This is a genomic window from Streptomyces tricolor (assembly GCF_002155905.1).
Lineage (GTDB): Bacteria > Actinomycetota > Actinomycetes > Streptomycetales > Streptomycetaceae > Streptomyces > Streptomyces tricolor.
On sequence record NZ_MUMF01000411.1, the window covers coordinates 2,904 to 3,461 of the forward strand.

A 558-nucleotide genomic window follows, 5' to 3' on the forward strand; every position below is an offset into this window, starting at 1 on the left:
GCTGGAACACCTGACCGAGGGGTAAGTGTCCGATACGGCCCCCGGAGTCCCGTACGAGGGGAGCCGCCCCGGGGTCGTACCGACTACCCTTCCCTGACCACCCGCTGCCGTGCGTGACCGCGCGCCTGCCGATGCGAGGAGCCCTCTTTGGCCTGTGACCTGTGGCTGGTACCGCTCGTGGACGTGTTGTGCCACACCCCGGACAACCCCTTCGCCGAGGAACTCGCGCAGTACAACAAGGCGCTGGCCGAGGCCGGCCTGCCGCCGGTGCCGGTGTACCAGTACATGCCGGGCCTGTCCGGCGACGTCGCCCCGGTCGCCGGTTTCGACTACGACGCCCTGCACTTCCTGCGCCGGGCCTATCTGCTCCAGGTGTGCGGCCTGCCGGTGACGCCGGTGGACGAACTGGGCGGCGACTACGAGCAGTTGCTGGAGATGTTCGAGTCGACGGCCCAGCAGTCCCACCTGGTCTGGCACTACGACCACGCGGGCGCCTACGTCCCCGTGGACTTCCCGCACCCCCTGTCGAACGACGAACTCCTGGCGGGCGGCGGCCCG

General features: G+C 69.9%; 1 pseudogene. It reads left to right on the forward strand.

The annotated features are described in order from the left end of the window. Positions 1-147: 147 nt before the first annotated feature. A pseudogene (locus tag CCN44_RS27505) lies at positions 148-558 on the forward strand (hypothetical protein); the annotation flags it as partial.